Below are 19,923 nucleotides of genomic sequence, written 5' to 3'. Positions count from 1 at the left end.
TGGGGGAGAAGGGAGGGCGCAGCGCACGACGGGGTGCGCGCCCTGGGCGGGCGCGGCCTCCGCGGTCCACGGCACCCCGGCCGGACCGGGGTGCGAGAGGGGCCGGCCGTCGTCAGAGGGCGAGCGGCCTTCCGGTCAGACCGAAGGAGCGGCCGGTGTCCCGGCGGTCCAGGAGCTCCGCGAGGAGCGCTCCCTCGACCGGGGCGGGCAGCGGGCCGGGCCCGTACGGGCCGGACGTGGACCGGTGCAGGGCGGCGCGCAGCCAGGCCGGGTCGGCCAGGAAGCCGCCCGAGGGAGCGTGCCGCCAGACCTGGACGCAGACGGCCCGGGTCAGCAGGCGCACGTACCGGGTGACGAGGTCGTAGTGCTCGGGGCGGGCGTCGACGCCGAGTTCGACCGGCGACAGCCCCTCGCACACGGCGGCCAGGTCGGCCAGGTCGGTGCGGTCGTCACCGACCGCCGCGCGTAGATCCGCGTGCCCGGCCTCCCAGGACGTGTCGGCCAGGGCGTGCAGGGAGCCGGCGACGGGGTCCCGGCCCGCGGCGTGCAGGGCCAGCAGGTCGTAGCGCAGGGGCGGCAGGGCCTCCGCGAGGGCGAACAGGTCGTCGGGCGGTTCGGAGCCGGGGCCCGCCCAGGTGCGGCGGGCCAGCAGCGGGAGCTGGGGCAGCAGGCTCATCTGGCAGGCGGCGCGGGCGATGTGCCCGAAGCCGACGGGGGCGAGGTCGCGCAGCAGCTTCTGGAACAGCGCGGTCGGTCCCTCACGCAGGTAGAAGTGGGCGCCGAGGAGGTCCGCGAGCCGGTCCATGGCCCCCAGGAGCAGCCGGGACACCTCGAACTTGACCGCCGAGGCGTACACGCTCGCCGCACGGGGCACCAGGTGCAGCGCACGGGCACCGACCGCGCCCAGCGCCTCGGCCCGCAGCAGGTCGGCGAAGACACCGGCCAGCTCCGAGCGGACGTGCGGGATGTCGGTCGCGGCACCGCCGTACAGCCGGCGCCCCGTCAGATGGTCGACGGCGATGCGCAGTCCGGTGTCGAGGATGCCGGTGGCCATCGTGGGCAGGACCGTGCGGGTGATCTGCAGGGCCTTGAGCGCGGTCTCCAGGCCGGAACCGGCCGGGCCGAGGACCGCCGTGGCGGGCACGGGCAGGGCGTCGAAGCTCAGGCCGCCGAGCTGGACTCCCCGCATCCCCACGGTGCCGAAGCGCGGCAGGTCGGTCAGGCGCGCCCGGTCGGCGCCCGCCCGGTCGACGAGCACCAGGGAATGGCTGCGCGGACCCGGCCGGGGATCGGTGCGGGCGAGCACGACCATGGCCTCGGCGCGCCGGATGTTGGTGACGACCTCCTTGCGGCCGCTGAGCCGCAGCGAGCCGTCGGCCTCGGTGGTCGCGGCGAACTCCGTGCCCGCCATGTCGTTGCCGTGCGCCAGTTCGTGGAAGGCGACGGCGATCCGCCGGCCGTTCAGCAGCAGCCGGGCGGCGTGCTCACGCTGCCGTGCGTCGCCGGCCGTCCATACGGTGACCCCGGCGATGAGCGAGCCGGCGCCGTAACCGAGGCCGAGCGCGGGGTCGCGGCGGTAGAGCGCGCGCATGACCTCGGCCAGGTGGTCGGCCCGTTCCAGGCGGCCGCCCAGCTCGGGTGGGACGAACTCGGCGTTGAGGCCGTAGGAGTGCAGCAGGGACTCCCCGGCGGTGAGCGTCTCGGCGCGTTCGTCGGCGGCGAGGACGGCACGCGCACCGGTGGGATTGGCCGGGTCGGCGAGCGGGCCGAGCAGGTCCTCCAGTTCGTCGGCGCGCTTGGGGGCGAGGCCCGTCGTGGTGGTCATGCGGAACCTCCCAGCAGGCTGAACTCCGCTGCGGGGATGCGGAGGAGGACGTCGGCGAGGGTGTCGAAGACGTTCCCGCCGGACTCCGCGCCGTCCTGCCCGAGCAGGGCGGTCAGGCAGGACCGCAGCCACAGGTCGGCCGTGCCGAGCAGCCCTGTGCGCAGACATGGGTTCTCCAGCCACAGCAGCAGGCAGGCGGCCGCGGCGTAGGCGCGTTCGTATGCCTCGGCGAGACGGAACGCCGTGCTGGGGAGGCCGCCCGTCACCGGTACGAAGTCGGCCGACTCCGCTTCCAGCAGTGCCAGTTCCACCAGCACCCGGTCGATGAGCGGGCCGGTCCCCGGTGCCGCGTGTGCCCGTGCGCGGGCCGCCAGGTCCGGCAGGGCCTGCACGGCGCTGCACCCCGTCACGGACAGCAGGGTCAGCCGGGACGGGTCGAACGCGGGCAGGGGCGCGGTGAGGTCCGCGGCGGCGCTCAGCCCGTCGCCGTCGGTCCTGCGGCGGCTCAACTGGCGGGCCAGACGCGGCATCTGGTTGAGGAGGGCGGCGCGGTTGACGGCCGTACTGCCGTCGAAGATGCCGCAGATGCGGTGGTCGCGCTCCACCTTCGCGAAGCCGCCGCCCGGGGGAGAGGTGAGGAAGCCGCGTACGCCCAGCAGTTCGCCGAGCGAGCCGAGGGTCTCCTGGGTGACGGTCGGTACGTACGCCTTGGTGATCGCGGAGACCGCGCTCAGCTCCCCGGGCAGGGTGTGCACCGAGCGGGCGGAGAGCAGGCTCACCGCCTCGGCGGTCAGCGCGCGGGCGGCGGCCCGGCCGAGGATCCGGCGCACGTGCGGGACGTCGGCGAGACGGCGGCCGTACAGCTCGCGTCCGGCCGCGAAGTCCCGGGCCAGGCGCAGGGCGTGGTCGGCGGCGCCGAGTGAGAGCGCCGTGCAGGCGATGCGGGTGAGCTGGAGCGTCTTGAGGACCACGGGGATCGCGTCGCCCTCCTCTCCGACGAGCGCGTCGGCCGGGACGGGGGCGCCGTCCAGGGCGAAGCCGCTGATGTCCGCGCCCCGGATGCCATGGGTGGCGACCTTCGGCAGGTTCCGCCAGGCCCCTTCCGGGAGCCGTCCTCTGTCCACCAGGAAGAGGCTGAAGGCGCGTGGGCCGCCCGCCGGGTCGGTGCGCGCCAGGACGCAGGCCAGGCCGGCGCGGGTGGCGTTGTTGATGAGCCACTTCTCCCCGGTGAGCAGCCAGCCGCGGGGGGCACGGACTTCGGCACTGCCAGGTGTGCCGGCGACGCGATCGGGCCGGGTGCGACCGGCTGTGGCTGTGGCTGTGGCAGTGGCTGTGCTCGCGATGCCATCGGTTACGGCGAAGGCAGCGGCCTGCGCCGGCTCGTCCGCTGTCGCCGTGAGTTCGCCCGCCAGGAGGTCCGCGCCGTGGTCGCGTTCGGTCAGGCCCCAGCAGACCGGTTCGCCGGCGCGGACGCGTTCGGCGAGCCTGGCGGCCTGCTCCGGGCGGCCCGCCACCCATGTCGGTGCCGCCCCCAGGAGCGTCTTGCCGTGCGCGATGGCGACGGTCAGGTCCCGGCGGGCGACCGCACGCAGCAGCCCCACGGTCTCGGCGAGGTCGCCGCCCTCGTGCAGGACGTAGTGGGCACTCAGGCCGGCGGCGTCGAGGACACGGACGGCGCCCTCGGGGAACTCCTCCCGCTCGTCGAGCCCGGCGAGTGTCTCCGGGGAGAACGGGCCGTCCTCGTGGGCGGTGAGCAGGCACTCCAGATCGGCCGTGGTGGTCATCGCCCGCTCACCCGCCGCCGCTGTCCGGCCAGTGCGTCGGTGAGCAGCGGGTCCTCGCGGAGGTGGAGGGTGTCCAGCTCCCCGGCGAGGTGCAGCGCGCGCATCGCCCCGCGCTGCACCTTGCCGCTGGTGGTGCGCCGTACGCCGCCGGGCCGGACCAGGGCGACCGCCGCGACGGGGACGCCGAACTCCCGGACCACGGTCTGCTTCATGTCGACGGCGATCCTCCCCAGCCGCTCGGCTCCCCAGTGCGCGCGGATCTCGTGGACGACGACGACCGCCGGGGTGACGTCCGCCTCCCCGTCGTCCCCGACCATGAAGACGGCGCCGTGCAGGCCCTCCAACTCCTCGTGCTGGGAGCGGAGTTCGTATTCGATGTCCGAGGGGTGCAGATTGCGTCCGTGCAGGACCAGGACGTCCTTGCTGCGGCCGGTGATGTAGAGATCGTCGTCGAGCAGGGCTCCGAGGTCGCCGGTGCGCAGGAACGGCCCGCGTCCGTCGTCGGTGTGTGCCCGGAACGTGGCGTCGGTGGCGGGCTCGTTCTTCCAGTAGCCCGCGGTGACGCAGGGGCCGCTGAGCCATATCTCGCCGACGCGGCCCTCGGGCAGGGCTCGGCCGGTGCCGGGGTCGACGATCAGCACGTCGGACCCGGTCGGTGACCCGCAGCCGACGAGGGTCCGGGACGGCCGCGTGCCGGTGGCCGGCCTGAACTCCCGGTTCTCGAGCGCCGCCGCGTCGACCGTGGTCCGCAGCGGGGGCCGTCCGCCGGTGCCCGACACCATCAGGGTCGCCTCGGCGAGGCCGTACGCGGGCACGAGCGCTTCGGGCCGCAGTCCCGCCGCGGAGAACCGCTCGGTGAAGGCGGTGACCACGTCGTGGCGGACCGGTTCCGACCCGTCGGAGAACGTGACCCGGGACAGGTCGAGTGCGGCGAGCTGTTCGTCGGTGACGCGGCGGACGCACATCTCGTAGCCGAAGTCGGGCGCGGCGGTGAACCCGATGCCGCAGACGTCCAGCATCCGCAGCCAGTGGTACGGCCGGCGCAGGAACGACATGGGGTCCATCTGCACATAGCCGTTGCCGCTGAGGAGGCCGGGCAGCATCAGACCGATCAGGCCCATGTCGTGGTAGAGCGGGATCCAGCCGCCGTACGTGGTGTCGCCGTCGTTGCGGAACATGGCCGCCATCCGCTCGACGTTGGTGACGAGGTTCCCGTGGGTGACCATGACGCCCTTCGGGTCGCCGGTCGATCCGGAGGTGTACTGCAGCAGTGCCAGGGTGTCGGGCGACACCTCGGGGGCGACCCAGGCGTCCGGGTCCCCTTCACCGGTGTCGGTGGTGTGGCAGACCGCGCCGAGGATGCCCTCCTCGGCCACCCACTTCTCGACGTCCGGCAGATCGCCGCGCTGCGTCAGGACGACACGTACGCCGGCGTCCCGGGCGATGGCGGCGAGGCGGCGGCGTTCATGCCGGTAGCGGCCCGGCAAGGGGGCTGGCACGGCGACGACCCCGGCGTACACGCAGGCGGAGAAAGCCGTGGTGAATTCGATGCCCGGAGAGTAGAGGAGAAGGGCCCGATCTCCTGGCGAGAATCTCTCTCGGAGCCAGGAGGCGATGCGCCGGGAATGCAGATCGAGTTCGGAGCGATTGCGTACCGTGCTTGCGAAGTCGGTGAAGTCGGAAACGTATGTCACGGCGGGCCGCTGCGGATTACGCGCTGCCTGTTCCGTCAGCTCGGTAAGTAATTCTCGCACGACAGGAACCGTACGTGATCATGCTTCTCGAACCCGTAGTGAAATCTTCAAGTGCACCTAAAGCATGGCCATCGAACGGGCAAGAAACCTTGACGCTTCCCTGGTCGACTGGGTCCGGAGGGGGGCGTAGAACGGTTCCGTGCATGTGTCAGCCATGTCGGCCGTCGTCATCGACGATCTTCACAAGAAATATCGGACAAACCGCGCGTTATGCGGTGTTGAACTGGAGGTGCGGACGGGTGAGATAAGGGGCCTGCTGGGGCCGAACGGGGCCGGTAAAACCACGCTGGTGAAGATCCTCACGACACTCCTCGAACCGGATCACGGATTCGTCCTGGTGAATGGATGGAATGTGGCGGAGGAGCCGGAAAAGGTACGTGCGACCATCGGTCTCGCCGGGCAGTATGCGACGGTGGACGGGCTGCTCACCGGATTCGAGAATCTGTACCTCCTCGCGAAACTGCGTGGAGTGGGCCGGCGCACGGCCCGCCGCGTGGCCGACGATCTGCTGTCCCGGTTCCGGCTCGCCGACGTGGCGGGACGCCCGGCCGGCACCTACTCCGGCGGGATGCGGCGCCGCCTCGATCTGGCCGCCGCCCTGGTCGGCTCGCCACCCCTGGTCGTCCTGGACGAGCCCACCACCGGCCTCGACCCCGAGAGCAGGCTGGACACCTGGGAGGCGGTCGCCGAACTCGCGGCGGACGGCACCACCATCCTGCTGACGACCCAGTACCTGGAGGAGGCGGACCGGCTCGCCGACCGGATCACCGTCATCGACCGGGGACAGGTCGTCGCCGAGGGCACCAGCGACGCACTCAAGGCGTCCGCCGGCCACCGGCTCGTCATGTGCGTCGCCGAGGACCACCAACTCGACGCCGCGACCCGCGCCGCCGCCCGGGCGACCGGTACGACACCGACGGTGGACCGCCGCGCCCGGCGGGTGGAGGCGGCCGCCGCCGACGGCCGGGCCGCCCTCGCCCGCGCCCTCACCGCACTGGAGGGCGAGGACGTCGAGGTGCTGGAGATCGGCCTTGGCCGCTGCACCCTCGACGACGTGTTCCTCGGCCTGACCGGACACGCCCGCCGGACGGCCGCCCGATGAACGCCCCCGCCCGCGTACCGCACACCCCCCTGCCCCCGCACCGGACCGGCCGCGCCCCGGACCCGGCCGCCCCCGGCGCCGTCCCGGCCGCCGCCCGCAGGAGCCCGGTGCTCCGTGTCGTCGCCGAGAGCACCGACCTCGCCCTGCGCAACCTCCTCCATCTGCGGCGCAGTCCCGGCCTGCTCATCTCCTGCCTCGTCGAACCGGTCGTATACGCCCTGCTCATCGGCTACGTCTTCGGCAACAGCCTCGGCGGCCCGGCGTACCGCTCGTACATGATGGGCGGGCTGATCGCCCAGACGGTGGCCTTCACCACCACCTTCACCACCGTCGGACTCTCCAGGGACCTGGAGAGTGGGACGGTCGACCGCTTCCGCACGCTGCCGATCTCCCGGGTGGCCCTGCTGCTGGGCCGGACCGCCTCCGACCTCGCCACCTGTCTGGCGAGCCTCGCCGTCACCACCGGCTGCGGCCTGCTGATGGGCTGGCGCGCGCACACCGGGCCCGTCGAGGTCGCGGCCGGGGTGCTGCTGGTGCTGCTGTTCTCCTTCGCGATGTCGTGGATCGGCGTGTTCGTCGCCCTCATCGCCCCGAACGTCCAGGTCGCCGGCAGCATCGGGCTGATCTGGCTGTTCCCCGCCACGTTCATCTCGTCCGGATTCGTCTCCGGCTCGACCCTGCCGGGGCCGCTGTCCACGGTCGCCGCCTGGAACCCGATCACCTCGCTCGCCAACGCCCTGCGCCGACTGTTCGGCAACACGCCCCCGCCGGGCTTCCGCGTGCCGCACGACTGGCCCGCCCAGCACCCCGCGCTCTACACCGCGGGCTGCTCACTGCTGCTCATCGCCCTCTTCGTCGCCCTGTCGACCTGGCGCTACCGCACCCGCACGGACCACTGACCCGCGGCCCACGACTCGCCGACCGCGGCCGCACACACCCGCGGACCAGCATCCCTGCGACGCGGACCACACCCCGCCCTCGCCCCCCGACCGCGGCCGGGACCACGCCACGACCCCGCGGTTCGTCAGCCCCCACAGGAGCCCCCATGCCCGTCCCCGCCCTGCGCCTCGGCCTCAACCTCGGCTACTGGGTCGGCGGCAACGACGCCTCCAACCTCTCCCTCGCCTCCCTCGCCGAGGATCTCGGCTACTCGGCGGTATGGGTCTCGGAGGCCTACGGCTCCGACGCCGTCACCGTCATGTCCTGGATCGCCGCCCGCACCACCCGCATCGACGTCGGCAGCGCGGTCCTGCAGATCCCCGCCCGCTCACCCGCGATGACGGCCATGACCGCCGCCACCCTCGACACCCTCTCCGGCGGACGGCTCAGGCTCGGGCTCGGAGTGTCCGGCCCGCAGGTCTCCGAGGGCTGGCACGGCGTCAGGTTCGCCTCACCACTGGGCCGCACCCGCGAATACGTCTCCCTCGTGCGCCGGGCGCTGCGCCGGGAGCCGCTCGCCCACGCGGGCCGGCACTTCACCCTGCCGCTGCCGGACGGCCCCGGCAAGGCGCTCGCCCTGACCATCCGGCCACCGCGCGACCAGATACCGGTCTACCTCGCAGCCCTGGGCCCCAAGAACCTGGAGCTCACCGGGGAGATCGCCGACGGCTGGCTCCCGGTGTTCTTCTCCCCGGCCCACGCCGCCCGGCAACTGGTGCCCCTGAAGGCCGGCCTGGCCAAGGCGGGACGCACCCTCGAAGGCTTCGACATCGCGCCCGGCGTCCCCCTGGTCACCGGCCCCGACTGGCGGACCTGCGCCCGCCGGGTACGGGGGTACGCCGCGCTCTACCTCGGTGGCATGGGCGGACGGGAGGACAACCACTACACCCGGCTGGCCGAGCGCATGGGCTTCGGGGACGGGGCCCGTGCCGTCCAGGAACGGTTCCTGGCCGGCGACTACCCCGGCGCCATGGCCGCCGTGCCCCTCGCCTTCCTCGACGCCACCTCGCTGCTCGGACCCCGGGAGCGCATCGCCGAGCGGATGACGGCGTTCGCCGAGGCCGGAGCCACCACGCTCAACCTGATGCCCGTGGGCCCGGGGCTGCCCGGACCGGACCGCGCCGCCGGAGCGCTGCGCGTCGCCGTGGAGGCCGCGGAACTCGCCGGCCTGCTCACGACCCCCTGGACCCCCGACGGCCCCGGCTCACCGCGCCGCCCGTCCGCCGCACCCGACGCACAGATTTCCCGAGGAGAGACCCGTACCCATGACCACGCATGACACGATCAAGCTGATCTGCCTGCCGTACGCCGGGGCGGGCGCCTCGTTCTACCGGCCCTGGACGGCCCTCGCCGGGGACGCGCTGGAGATCGTGCCCCTGCAACTGCCGGGCCGTGAGCGGCTGATCGACGAGGAGCCGTACCGGGACGTCCACCGAGCCGTCGACGGGCTCCTGGGCCGGCTGAGGGAGGGGTTCGGCGACGACGGCGGACAGCGGGTCGCCGTCTTCGGACACAGCCTCGGTGCCGTCCTCGCCTACGAACTAGCCCACCGGCTGGTCGACGAGCCGGGCGTCGAGCTGCTGCACGCCTTCGTCAGCGGATCGCCGGAGCCGAACCAGGGGCGCGAGCTGCGGGCCACCGGTCTGTCCGACGAGGAATTCCTCGCCCGGGTGGGCGAGTTCGCCGGCTACCACCACCCCGCCCTGGACGACCCGGAGATGCGGGAGATGATCCTCCCCGCGCTGCGCGCGGACGTCGAGATGCACGAGAACTACACGCCCTCCACCGGCCTTCCGCTGCAAGCGCCCCTGACGGTCGTCCGGGGCGAGGACGACGACCTGGTCGGCTACGACGACGCCGAGTCCTGGAGCAAGGTGGCCGGCCGCGACTTCGAGCACGTCGAGGTGCCCGGGGGCCACATGTACCTCACCGACGCCGCGCCCGCACTCGTCCGGCTGATCGTCTCGACCGTGCTGTAGCGCTCCGCCCGCCCCCGCCAACCAGCCTGATTCTGCAAGGAGTTACCGATGCGTCTGCACGGCAAGTCCGTCCTCGTCACCGGCGCCGCCCGCGGACTCGGCAGGGCCGCCGCCCTCGCCTGTGCCACCGAGGGCGCCGACCTCGTCCTGCTGGACATCTGCGCCGACCTGCCCGGTGTGCCCTATCCCCTGGGCACACCGGGGCAGTTGGAGCACACGGCCGCCCTGTGCCGTCGCGCGGGCGCGGCCGTCCTCACCACCGAGGCCGACATCCGCGACCTGCGGGCCGTGCGGGAGGCGGTGACCCGCGCCGAGGACCGCTTCGGCCGTATCGACGTCGTCGTCAACAACGCGGGCATCGCCGCCCCCTCGGGCAAGCCGGTCCACGAGATCGGCGAGGAGGAGTGGTCGTTGATGATCGACGTGGACCTCTCCGGGGCCTGGCGGGTGATCCGCGAGGCCGGCAAGGCGATGAGCGCCCGCCGCGCCGGCAGCATCGTCAACGTCGCCTCCACCGCGGGCCTCGTCGGCTACCGGCACTTCGCCGGGTACGTCGCCGCCAAGCACGCCGTCGTCGGACTGACCAAGGCGGCCGCGCTCGACTACGCGCCCACGAAGGTGCGCGTGAACGCGGTGTGCCCGGGATCGGTGCGCGACGACGCGCAGGCCGAGGGCCGGATGCTCGCAGAGATCGCCAGGGCGCTCGACGTGCCGGTGCACGAACACGAGAAGACCTTCGTCGAGGCGCAGCCGATGAACGCGCTGATCGAGCCCGAGGACGTCGCCGCCGCGGTGGTCTTCCTCGCCTCGGACGAGTCCCGCCAGATCACCGGCTCGGTCCTGACCGTGGACGGCGGCTTCAGCATCCGCTGAGCCCCACGCCCCGCATCCGTCCTTCGAGGAGATCTCCCGGGCACCTTCGGCGTCCCGGCCCCTCAACTCCCCGCGTCAACAAGGAGTACGACCGTGTCAGGCACCTTCCCCCTCGCGGCCCGCTGTCACGCGGTCCGTGTCCGCTTCGACCGCTCGCCGTTTCCGTCGGCCCCTCCGGGACTGTGGACCGAGGACGTGCCCGTGCCGGCGGCCGACCCGCTCGCCGAGCGCCGCCGGGCCGCCGAACTCGCCCGCCCGACCACGGGACTGCGCCGGGTGCTGCTGCGGTACGCCGACGGCGCCTGCGATCTGGTGGTGGTGGCCGCGCGGGACCAGTGGGACCGCGCCGCTCTCGGGCTGCTGGCCGCCGGTGAGCCCGCGGAACGGCAGGCGGGCGGGCCCTCCGGGACTGTCGGGCCCTGGAGGGCTGGCGGGTCCCGGGAATCCGGCGGGTCCCGGGGGCCTGATGGCTCCGTCGGCGAGGAAGGGGGCCGTTCCGCCGCCCCGGCACGCTCATCCGCCCCGGTGCCCGCACTCACCACGGCACCCCCGCCCGCCTGGGGCCTGGCTGACGAGGGCCCCGCCCTCCCGCACCTCGTCGCCCTCGACGACGGCGGTGACGAGGCAAGCTGGCTCGCCGCCCTGGCGCTGACCCTGCGCCGGCACGACCCGGAGACGACCCCGGTCATCGGCACCGACCACGGCACGTTCACGGTGCCGGAGGCCGCCACGCTCGGTGAGTTGAAACCCGTGCCCGCGGACGGACCCGTCCTCGCCGGGCTGCTCTTCGACGCCGCCGAACTCCCCGGCACGTACGTGCCCTGCCTCGCCCCGCCGTTCCCGCTCACGATGTCGGTCTTCAGGGACGCCGACGGCTGGCGGCTGCGCTGCGACCCCACCGGTGGTCATGTGTCCGGCGAGATCGCCGCGCAGTTCGCCCGGTACCTGGCCCGGGTGCACCGCATGATCCTCACCGACCCGGGGACCGCGGTCGGCGACGTCGACCTGCTCGACGAGGCCGAACGCGTCCGTGTGGCGGCACTCGGCCGCCCGACTCGCACGCTGGTCACCACGCCGGTCACCGTGCCCGAGGCGTTCGCGCGGATCGCGGGGGCGACACCCGAGCGCATCGCCGTGACCGAAGGAGCGGTCGGTCTCACCTACGGCGACCTGGACGAGCGGGCGACCCGGCTGGCCGACGGCCTGCACGAGCGCGGCGTCACGGCCGGCGACCGCGTGGGCGTCTGCCTGGAACGCACCGCCGAACTCGTCGTCACCCTGCTCGCCGTACTGAAGGCGGGCGCGACCTACGTTCCCGTCGACCCGGCCTACCCGGCGGACCGCATCGCCCATACGGCACGGGACGCGGGGCTGCGGGTGGTGGTCACCCGGCTACCGGAATTCCCGGACGTCGAGGGCTGCGATCCGGTCACTCCGGACGAACTGCTCGACACGGCCCGGCAGTTCACCGCCGCCCCGGCCCCGCCGACGGATGCCGGGCCCGATGCCGCCGCCTATGTCATCTACACCTCCGGCTCCACCGGCCGCCCCAAGGGTGTCGAGGTGCCGCACCGCAACGTGATCGCCCTGATCGACGCGACCCGCGAGGAGTACGGCTTCGGCGCCGACGACGTCTGGACCTGGTTCCACTCCAGCGCCTTCGACTTCTCGGTGTGGGAGATCTGGGGGTGCCTGCTGACCGGCGGGCGGCTGGTCGTGGTGCCGTACTTCGTCTCCCGCGAACCCGACCGCTTCCGCGATCTGCTCGTGGCCGAGAACGTCACGGTGCTCAGCCAGACCCCGTCCGCCTTCGCCCAGCTGCTGGACGTCGACCACACCCGGGTCCCGGTCCGCCTGGTCGTCTTCGGCGGCGAGCCGCTGGACACGCGCATGATGCTGCCCTGGCTCGACCGGCACCCCGAATCGGTCTGCCGGACGGTGAACATGTTCGGCATCACGGAGACGACGGTCCACGTCACCGAGCAGACCCTCACCCGGCGACTGGCACTCGCCGCCACCCGCTCCGTGGGCCGGGCACTGCCCGGCTGGCACCTGTACGTGACCGACCCGGCCGGACGGCTCCAGCCGCCCGGCGTGGCGGGGGAGATCCGCGTCGGCGGCGCCGGGGTCGCGCTCGGCTACCTCGGCCAGGAGGAACTGACGGCCCGGCGTTTCGTCCCGGACCCGTACACCGGCGGCACCCTGTACCGCAGCGGCGACCTCGGGCGCCTGCGCCCGGACGGCCGCCTCGAACACCTCGGCCGCCTCGACAGCCAGGTCAAGATCCGCGGCTTCCGGATCGAGCTGGACGAGATCCGCTCGGTGCTGCTGGAAGACCCGGACGTCCGGGCGGCAGCCGTGGTGGTGCGGCGCGACGACCCGGACGACGCGGCCACCGCCAGGATCGACGCCTACGTGGTCCTCTCGGCCGGCGATCCGGCGACGCTCCGCAAGCGGGCCGCGGGCATCCTCCCCGACCACATGCTCCCCAGCACGGTCACCGCCCTGGACACGCTGCCGCTGACGGCCAACGGCAAACTCGACACGGCCCGACTCCCCGCACCCACAGCGCCCGCCGCACCGGACCGGGGGACCGAGCCCGTCACGGACGAGGACGACCTCACGCGCCGGCTGCGGCAGATCTGGGGCGAGGTGCTCGGCACGCCTGTCGGCCCCGACGACGACTTCTTCGAACTGGGCGGCAACTCCCTGTTCGCGGTCCGTATCGCGGCCGCCATGCGCGCACAGGGCCTGCCGTCGCTGAGGATGCGGGAGTTGTACCGCCGTCCGACCATCCGGGGCACGGTCAACAGCCTCGCCACCGCGGACGGCTGAAGCGCCGGCGGTACGTGTGGGCCGGCGGCCGGTGTTCACCCGACCAGTCCGTCGCGCCGTTCTACAGTCGCCGCATGAGATGTGGAACAGGACTGGCGATAGCTGGAGTTGCGGCCCTGGCCTGGGGCGAATGGTTGAACTGGCGCTGGTCCCGCACCCTCGTGGGGAGCAGGGAGCACAGCGGGGACGGGACAGAGGCCGTGGTCGTCCTGGGCTACCGGAATCCGGGACCGACGGTGAACTCCGTCAACCGCTGGCGCGTTCGTGCCGGAATCCGCTCCGTCGCCGCCGACGGCGGGCGATCCACCGTCGTGATCTTCAGCGGCGGTGCGACCGGCAGCTCCGCCGCGGAGGCGGAGTTGATGGCCGACTACGCGCAGTCGGTGCTGGGGTTCGACGGCACCGTGCTTATCGAGGACCGGAGCACCACGACATGGGAGAACATCACGAACGTGATCCCGCTGCTCGAGGACGTCGACCGCATCAAGATCGTCTCTCAGCCGGCTCACGCGCTCAAGGCCCGTGCGTACCTGGGGCGGCAGCGCCCCGATCTCGCGGCGAGGCTCGTCCGAGCGGAGGACTACCGCCTCGGCGAGTGGACGATGGGTAAACCGCTGCTGGCTCTGTACGGGTTTCGGACACTCCGCCGCCTCACGGCCGATGAGCGGAAGGGCTCCGTGTAGGTGGCCGCTGTCGCTTCGGCCTGCACGCGTCGAGGGAGCGGGGGATCGGGCCGCCCGGTGTTCTCGCTCCGGGCGGCCTGTCCGTGTGGTGTCGGCGATCAACGCTGGAAGCTGCCGAACAGGGCGCTCGACCCGGCCTGGAACTCGTCCGGCCGAGGGGATCTGACGGCACGGCACGGTGGTCGGTGGGACCGTTAGGGGCGGAAGGAAGGAGGGGGAGCCGGACGGCTGGCTGCGGCTGGAGGGCTGCGGGCACCGCGGTGTCAGTGTCCGGCCGTAGGGTGTGGGGTGTGGCCCGTTATGGGCCTCGCTCGTAGCTGTGTACCACCGCACCGGCCTCGCACCGTCGCCCGGAAAGCCCGTCAGAGAGCAGATCCCGCTGTGTTCCAGGACACCCCCATCTTCAGCCGCCTCGTCGACGAGCGTGGCGACATCCCCGCCCAAGTGCGTGGCGAAGCCGAACGCATACGCCGTGACCTGGAACGGGTGATGCACCGGACGTCCGGCCCCTTCCCGGGCGCAGCCCCGAACTTCCCCGGTCCGAAGCCTCCTTCCGCCGGTCTGTAGGGCGGGGGAGACGGCATACGGCCACGCCGTGGCTCTCCGGTCACGTCCCATCGATGCGCCCTATGGGGCGACTTGAGAAGAACCGCGCGGTCTCACCGTCCGCCCGGCCGGCCCTGCTGTCAGAGCGCTGTGTCATGATGCGGGCGCGTCCCAGGGGGCGGGCGCGCGGTCCACGAAAGCCAGGGGGCAGGGGATGGGAGCGGGGAGGGAGCCGGACGGCTCGTCCAGGTCCGACGAGGAGTGGGACCAGTTCCTGCGCGAGTCGGTGGCGGGTGCCGCCGACTCGCCCAAGGAGCCCTCGGCGCGGGCCCGTGACGTGGCGAATCGGCTGCGCGCGGAGCCTGCGCGGCAGCCGGAGGGCTGGCGCACCTACACGCCCGCGCAACCGAAGCGACGTACACGCTGGTACGTGGTCGGACTGCTGGCCTCGCTGGTGCTGCTCGTCGTGGCGCTCGCCCCGGGGCGGATGGTGGACCTGTTCGCCGGCGACGGCGCAGACTCCTCGCCGGAGGCGGCCGAGAGCGCCCGCCCTACTCAGGCACCCCCGACGGAGATGGCTCAACGCCCCACCCTGGACAGGCCGTTCCGTGGCTCGCCGGCGGCCGCCTGGGCGAGCGGAGCGGCGGGGATCACCGTGCCCAAGGCAAAGGCGGTCGGCTGGATGAGCGTGGCCGAGGTCGAACGAGCCCTGGCCCGCAGCCGCGACTTCCTCGTCGAATCCAGCCTGGACCGGGGCGTCTTGAGGGGCGAGCGCCCCAAGGCGGCCATCGCGCTGATCAACCCGCACCAGAAGGATGTCCAAGATCTTCTGAACACCGCTTTCCGGTCCCCGAGCGAGGACAACGACCCCCTCCTCCTCTTCAGCCGGTTCCAGTCCTCCCGGACCCGCCTGGTCGGCGACGTCGTGAAGACCAGGGGCCGGCTCAGCTACCGGGAGGGTGAGCGCGGCGCACTCCAGGTCACCGCCGATGTCACCTTCGTCTACCCGGTCACCCGCGCTCGCCCGAGCGGCGACGACGAGATCGTCCGCACGATCGTCCGGCGCGAACTGGTCGTGAGCTGGGACGACCCTGACAAGGTGATCACGAAGCCGGGCACGTTCTCGATCGTCTCGTACAAGTACGACGTGACCAACGGGGGCTGCGGCGCCGCCACGGGCTACTTCACCCCACCCTTCGGCTCGGACCGCCGTACGGACGAGACCGGCACGGAGGTGGACCCGTACGACCGGAGCGTGCCCGTCGGGAGCGCCGGGTCCCCGGAGGAGGAGTGCGGGGAGGCGACGCGGTCCTAGCTGGGCGTTCCTGGCGGGTGTTCCGTTGAGGCTGCCCGCACGGCCGTCGTGAGCGTTGAGACCCTACGCCTTCTGGATCTTGAGACGACGAGCAGCCCGTGGCAGGCTCATGCCGCATGATCGACGAGTTCGCGAAGGACCATCTGCACGGGCGACTGCGGCGGGACCGCCAGGCGCTGCTCTGGAAACTCGACGGCTTGTCCGCATACGACGCCCGTCGGCCTTTGACGTCGACCGGAACCAATCTCCTCGGCCTGGTCAAACACGTGGCCACCGTCGAGGCCAGGTACTTCGGCGAGGTCTTCGACCGTCCTTCGCCGGAACCGCTGCCGCCCTGGCAGGACTCCGACGGCAGCGATCTGTGGGCGGCCGAGGACGAGACCCGCGAGCAGATCGTCGGGTTCTACCGGCGCACGTGGGCCCGGTCGGACGCGACGATCAACGCGCTTCCCCTCGACGCCCCCGGCCATGTGCCGTGGTGGCCGGAGCCTCACGCCGATACGAACCTGTTCGCCGTCATGGTTCACGTCCTCGGCGAGTCCGTCCGCCATACCGGGCAGGCCGACATCCTGCGCGAAGGCCTCGACGGCCGGACCGGGTTGCGTGCCGAACACGAGGAGCCGATCGACGCGGAAGCCCGTGCAGCCCACTGCGCGAAGATCGAGCTGGCCGCCAGGGCGGCCGCAGCGGACGACGCCCGGAGGCAGCCGCGCGTGACGTGACGTTCGTCGTGGCCAGGGCGCGTCCCCGTGCCGGCAGGTGACTGGAGGCGTACGGGCCGAGGCCACCCACGTCGATGACAACCTGCTCGACCGTGAGCACGAGTCCGTGCTCACGGTCGGGGCAGAACGCCGGGATCAGGCTGCGACGAGCTCCTGCTCGCGGTCCGGCGTCTTGACCTTGGGCTTCCTGTTCGGCAGCGAGAGCCGGACGACCTTGCGCCACGCGGAGAACACCTGCTTGGGCAGCGGCCCGGTGACGTACTCCAGCTCGTACTTCTCGAACAGCGCACGCACCTTCACCGCGACCTCGGCGTACCGGTTGCTCGGCAGGTCCGGGAACAGGTGGTGCTCGATCTGGTGCGACAGGTTGCCCGTCATGAAGTGCATGGCCTTGCTGCCGCTGATGTTCGCCGAGCCCATCATCTGGCGCAGGTACCACTGGCCGCGCGTCTCACCCTTGATCGACCGGCGCTCGAAGACCTGCACGCCCTCGGGGAAGTGCCCGCACATGATCACCGAGTGGGACCAGATGTTGCGGACCAGGTTCGCGGTGAACGTGGCGGCGAGCGTGGGGAGGAAGGACGGGCCCGACAGCAGCGGGTGGATCACGTAGTCCTTGAGCACCTGCTTGCGGATCTTGCGGCCCACGGCCCTGGCCCGTGCGCGGAACTCCGGATCCTTGCGGCGGCGCTTGCGCAGGTTCTTGCCGAGCTCCAGGTCGTACGCGGCGATGCCGTACTCGAAGAAGCAGGCGTTGATGAAGTTCCACAGCGGCTGGCCGAGGTGGAACGGGTACCACCTCTGGTCCTCGTCGACGCGCATGATGCCGTAGCCGAGATCGTTGTCCTTGCCGATCACGTTGGTGTACGTGTGGTGCAGCTCGTTGTGCGAGTGCTTCCACTGCTCGGACGGCGAGACGTGGTCCCACTCCCAGGTGGTGGAGTGGATCTTCGGGTCCCGCATCCAGTCCCACTGGCCGTGCAGGATGTTGTGGCCGATCTCCATGTTGTCCATGATCTTCGCCACGGACAGGCCGGCGGTGCCGATCAGCCACGCGGGCGGGAAGATCGAGAACAGCAGCACACCCCGGCTGACCAGCTCCAGCTTGCGCTGCGCCGAGATGACCTTGCGGATGTAGGCGGCGTCCTTCTCACCACGGCTGGCGATCACCTCGTCGCGGATCGCGTCCAGCTCGCGACCGAGTTCCTCGATCTGCTCCGCGGTCAGGTGGGCGGTGGGGTCGATGGCGGTCAAGGTGCTCCTACCGTTCGATGTCGCAGGGGCCCGCCGCGGCGGACACACAGGTCTGGATGAGGACGCCCGGCTCGGCCTCGGTGATCTCGCCGGTGCGCAGGTCGCGGACGGCGCCCGCCTTGAGCGGTGTGACGCAGCCGAAGCAGATGCCCATACGGCACCCGGACGGCATGAGCACACCGGCCTCCTCGCCGACGTCCAGCAGCGGCGTGACGCCGTCCGCGTCGACGGTCCTGCCGGTGGTACTGAACGTGACCGCGCCACCGCCCCCGTCGTCGGCCACGACGACGCCGGGACGGAAGCGTTCGGTGTGCAGACGCTCACGGAGGCCGTGCTCGGCCCAGTGCTCCTCGGCGGCGTCGAGCAGGCCCGCGGGCCCGCAGGCCCAGGTCTCGCGCTCGGCCCAGTCGGGCACCAGCTCGTCGAGGCGGCCGATGTCGAGCATGCCGTCCGTGTCGGTGTGCAGCTCGGTGAGACGCAGCTTCTTCTCCGCGACCAGCTCGTGCAGCTCGCTGCGGAAGATCACGTCGTGCGGCCGCGGCGCGGAGTGGACCATGACGACGTCGTCGAACTCGGTGTCGCGCAGCATGCCCATCGCCGGCGTGATGCCGCTGCCCGCCGTCAGGTAGAGCACCTTGGCCGGCTTGGCCTCGGGCAGCACGAAGTCACCGGTCGCCTGGTCGAGCTGGATCAGCGTGCCCGGCTTCGCCTTGCGGACCAGGTGGTTGCTGACCTTGCCGTCCGGGATCGCCTTCACGGTGATCGTGACGCGGCCGTCCCGGCGGTCTGTCGGTGAGGTGAGCGAGTAGGCACGCCACAGGCGCACCCCGTCGACGTCGACGCCGATCCGCACGTACTGACCGGCCGTGTGGCCGCGCCAGCCCCGTCCCGGTCTGATCACGATGGTCGCGGCGTCACCCGTCTCGGGGTGCACGGCCTCGATGCGCCCACGCAGGTCGCCGCCCGCACGCAGCGGGCTGACCAGGTCCAGGTAGTCCGACGGCAGCAGCGGCGTCGTGACCATCTCCAGCAGTTTCCACGCCCCACTGCGGAGGGTTGCACTCGTCATGACTCCAGCTTGATGCGCCACAGGGTGTAAAGTCCTGTCCGCAGGATGTGAATCTGGTCGGCCGAATTGTTCGCAGGGAACAAAAACGTGAGTCATGCAGTCCGGAGGGCCAGCGAACTGGCCCTGGATGAGACGACGGTCACCGCACTCAGGGCCGCGCTGAGGACCACCGCCGACGAGGTCGTCCAGGCGATCATCGACGAGGTCCCTCCCTACGCCAACGCCCTGTCGGGCCGCATGGGCGGCACCATCCGCCGGGCCGTCCGCACCGCCCTGGGGCACTACCTGGACCTCGCGAGCGGGAACGCCACGGGTGGCGATGCCGGTGACGCGGCCTACGAGCTGGGCCGCGGCGAGGTGCGCGACGGCCGTTCGATGGACGCCCTGCTCAGCGCCTACCGCGTCGGCGCCCGGGTGGCCTGGCGCGGCCTGGCAGCCGGTGCCGTACCTGCCGGTCTGCCGGCCGCCGAGGTCGCCAAGTTCGCCGAGCTGACCTTCGCCTACATCGACGAGCTCTCCGCCGCGAGCGCCGCGGGCCATGCCGACGAACTGGCGGCCCGGGGCCGGGCTCATGAGCGCCACCTGGAACAACTGGTCCGCGACCTCCTCGCGGACGCGAGCCCCGACGTGCTGCTGGCCTCGGCGCAACGGGCAGCATGGCAGCCTCCGGGCTCGCTGACTGCGGTCCTGCTGCCCGCCGCCCAGGCCCGGCCCGCCTGGCGCATGCTCGACCCAAGCACCCTCGTCCTGGACGATCTGCCGGACGCCCTCGGCGTGCTGCTCGTCCCCGATGCCGACCGCGCGCATCTCCTGAGGCAGCTCACCGACCGCAGCGCCGTGGTCGGCCCGGCCCGGCCGTGGACGCGTGCGTCGGCCTCGTACGCACGAGCCGCCCGCGCGCGCTCCCTCTCCTCCGACATCCGCGACACCGAGGAGCATCTGCCCGAGCTGGTGCTGAGCGCCGACGCGGACGCTTTCGCGGACCTGCGTGTCCGCGCCCTCGCCCCGCTGCGGGCCCTGCCTGTCGCGACCGCCCGGCGGCTGGAGGAGACGCTGCGGGCGTGGTTGCTGCACCATGGCAGACGGGACGAGGTGGCGGCGGAGTTGTTCGTCCACCCCCAGACCGTCCGGTACCGGATGGCGCAGCTGCGGGAGCTGTTTCCGGATCTCGCATCGCCCCACCGGGTCCTCGAACTGACGCTGGCGGTCGGTCTACGGGACAGCTGAGACGTTCCGCCTCTGC

At 72.3% G+C, this 19,923-nt stretch carries 16 protein-coding genes; 11 read left to right on the top strand and 5 right to left on the bottom strand.

Features of this window, described 5'->3' with window-relative positions; translation table 11 throughout:
• Positions 1-112 precede the first annotated feature (112 nt).
• From PYR72_RS01820 to PYR72_RS01810, 3 genes are read right to left on the bottom strand one after another with little or no spacing between them, the layout of a single operon-like run.
• Entirely contained in the window at positions 113-1,825 is a 1,713-nt protein-coding gene (locus tag PYR72_RS01820) for an acyl-CoA dehydrogenase (RefSeq protein WP_275453501.1), read from the bottom strand.
• A complete protein-coding gene (locus tag PYR72_RS01815; RefSeq protein WP_275453500.1) occupies positions 1,822-3,609 on the bottom strand; it encodes an acyl-CoA dehydrogenase in 1,788 nt (595 codons plus the stop codon). Before PYR72_RS01815 ends, PYR72_RS01820 begins: the two co-directional genes overlap by 4 nt.
• On the bottom strand, positions 3,606-5,363 hold the full coding sequence (locus PYR72_RS01810; protein WP_275453499.1) for a fatty acyl-AMP ligase: 1,758 nt from the start codon (positions 5,361-5,363) through the stop codon (positions 3,606-3,608). The genes PYR72_RS01815 and PYR72_RS01810 overlap by 4 nt, the downstream gene beginning before the upstream one ends.
• Before the next feature lie 154 nt (positions 5,364-5,517).
• On the opposite strand from PYR72_RS01810, the gene PYR72_RS01805 reads away from it, so the two are divergent.
• The 10 genes from PYR72_RS01805 (at position 5,518) to PYR72_RS01760 (ending at position 16,357) form a co-directional block, all read left to right on the top strand.
• Complete coding sequence (locus PYR72_RS01805) at positions 5,518-6,465, top strand: ABC transporter ATP-binding protein (protein WP_275460315.1); 948 nt, start codon at positions 5,518-5,520, stop codon at positions 6,463-6,465.
• Positions 6,462-7,364: an ABC transporter permease gene (locus PYR72_RS01800; protein WP_275453498.1), complete on the top strand. Its 903-nt coding sequence runs from the start codon at positions 6,462-6,464 to the stop codon at positions 7,362-7,364. Before PYR72_RS01805 ends, PYR72_RS01800 begins: the two co-directional genes overlap by 4 nt.
• A gap of 146 nt (positions 7,365-7,510) precedes the next feature.
• Positions 7,511-8,683: an LLM class F420-dependent oxidoreductase gene (locus tag PYR72_RS01795; protein ID WP_275453497.1), complete on the top strand. Its 1,173-nt coding sequence runs from the start codon at positions 7,511-7,513 to the stop codon at positions 8,681-8,683.
• Positions 8,670-9,383: an alpha/beta fold hydrolase gene (locus PYR72_RS01790; protein WP_275453496.1), complete on the top strand. Its 714-nt coding sequence runs from the start codon at positions 8,670-8,672 to the stop codon at positions 9,381-9,383. Before PYR72_RS01795 ends, PYR72_RS01790 begins: the two co-directional genes overlap by 14 nt.
• Positions 9,384-9,431: 48 nt before the next feature.
• Positions 9,432-10,256 (top strand): SDR family oxidoreductase, encoded by an 825-nt coding sequence (locus PYR72_RS01785; RefSeq protein WP_275453495.1) that lies wholly within the window; start codon positions 9,432-9,434, stop codon positions 10,254-10,256.
• Between the two features lie 93 nt (positions 10,257-10,349).
• A complete protein-coding gene (locus PYR72_RS01780) occupies positions 10,350-13,091 on the top strand; it encodes a non-ribosomal peptide synthetase (protein ID WP_275453494.1) in 2,742 nt (913 codons plus the stop codon).
• A gap of 74 nt (positions 13,092-13,165) precedes the next feature.
• Positions 13,166-13,774, top strand: a complete 609-nt coding sequence (locus PYR72_RS01775) for a YdcF family protein (protein ID WP_275453493.1) — start codon at positions 13,166-13,168, stop codon at positions 13,772-13,774.
• A 381-nt stretch (positions 13,775-14,155) separates the two neighbouring features.
• Complete coding sequence (locus tag PYR72_RS01770; RefSeq protein WP_275453492.1) at positions 14,156-14,341, top strand: hypothetical protein; 186 nt, start codon at positions 14,156-14,158, stop codon at positions 14,339-14,341.
• Between the two features lie 193 nt (positions 14,342-14,534).
• Complete coding sequence (locus PYR72_RS01765) at positions 14,535-15,635, top strand: hypothetical protein (protein ID WP_275453491.1); 1,101 nt, start codon at positions 14,535-14,537, stop codon at positions 15,633-15,635.
• A 116-nt stretch (positions 15,636-15,751) separates the two neighbouring features.
• Positions 15,752-16,357, top strand: coding sequence for a DinB family protein (locus tag PYR72_RS01760; RefSeq protein WP_275453490.1), 606 nt, complete (start codon positions 15,752-15,754; stop codon positions 16,355-16,357).
• Positions 16,358-16,492: 135 nt separating this feature from the next.
• On the opposite strand, the gene PYR72_RS01755 is transcribed toward PYR72_RS01760, so the two are convergent.
• Positions 16,493-17,611, bottom strand: a complete 1,119-nt coding sequence (locus tag PYR72_RS01755; protein WP_275453489.1) for an acyl-CoA desaturase — start codon at positions 17,609-17,611, stop codon at positions 16,493-16,495.
• Positions 17,612-17,618: 7 nt separating this feature from the next.
• The gene (locus PYR72_RS01750; protein ID WP_275453488.1) at positions 17,619-18,680 is read right to left on the bottom strand and encodes a ferredoxin reductase; all 1,062 of its coding nucleotides are present in this window, start codon (positions 18,678-18,680) and stop codon (positions 17,619-17,621) included.
• An 87-nt stretch (positions 18,681-18,767) separates the two neighbouring features.
• Here PYR72_RS01750 and PYR72_RS01745 point away from each other — a divergent pair, with 87 nt between their 5' ends.
• A complete protein-coding gene (locus PYR72_RS01745; RefSeq protein ID WP_275453487.1) occupies positions 18,768-19,907 on the top strand; it encodes a helix-turn-helix domain-containing protein in 1,140 nt (379 codons plus the stop codon).
• Positions 19,908-19,923 lie beyond the last annotated feature (16 nt).

Source organism: Streptomyces sp. VNUA24, from assembly GCF_029167005.1.
GTDB classification, from domain to species: domain Bacteria; phylum Actinomycetota; class Actinomycetes; order Streptomycetales; family Streptomycetaceae; genus Streptomyces; species Streptomyces scabiei.
Note: the sequence above shows the minus strand (reverse complement) of the source record. Positions and strands in the feature narration are given on the sequence as shown.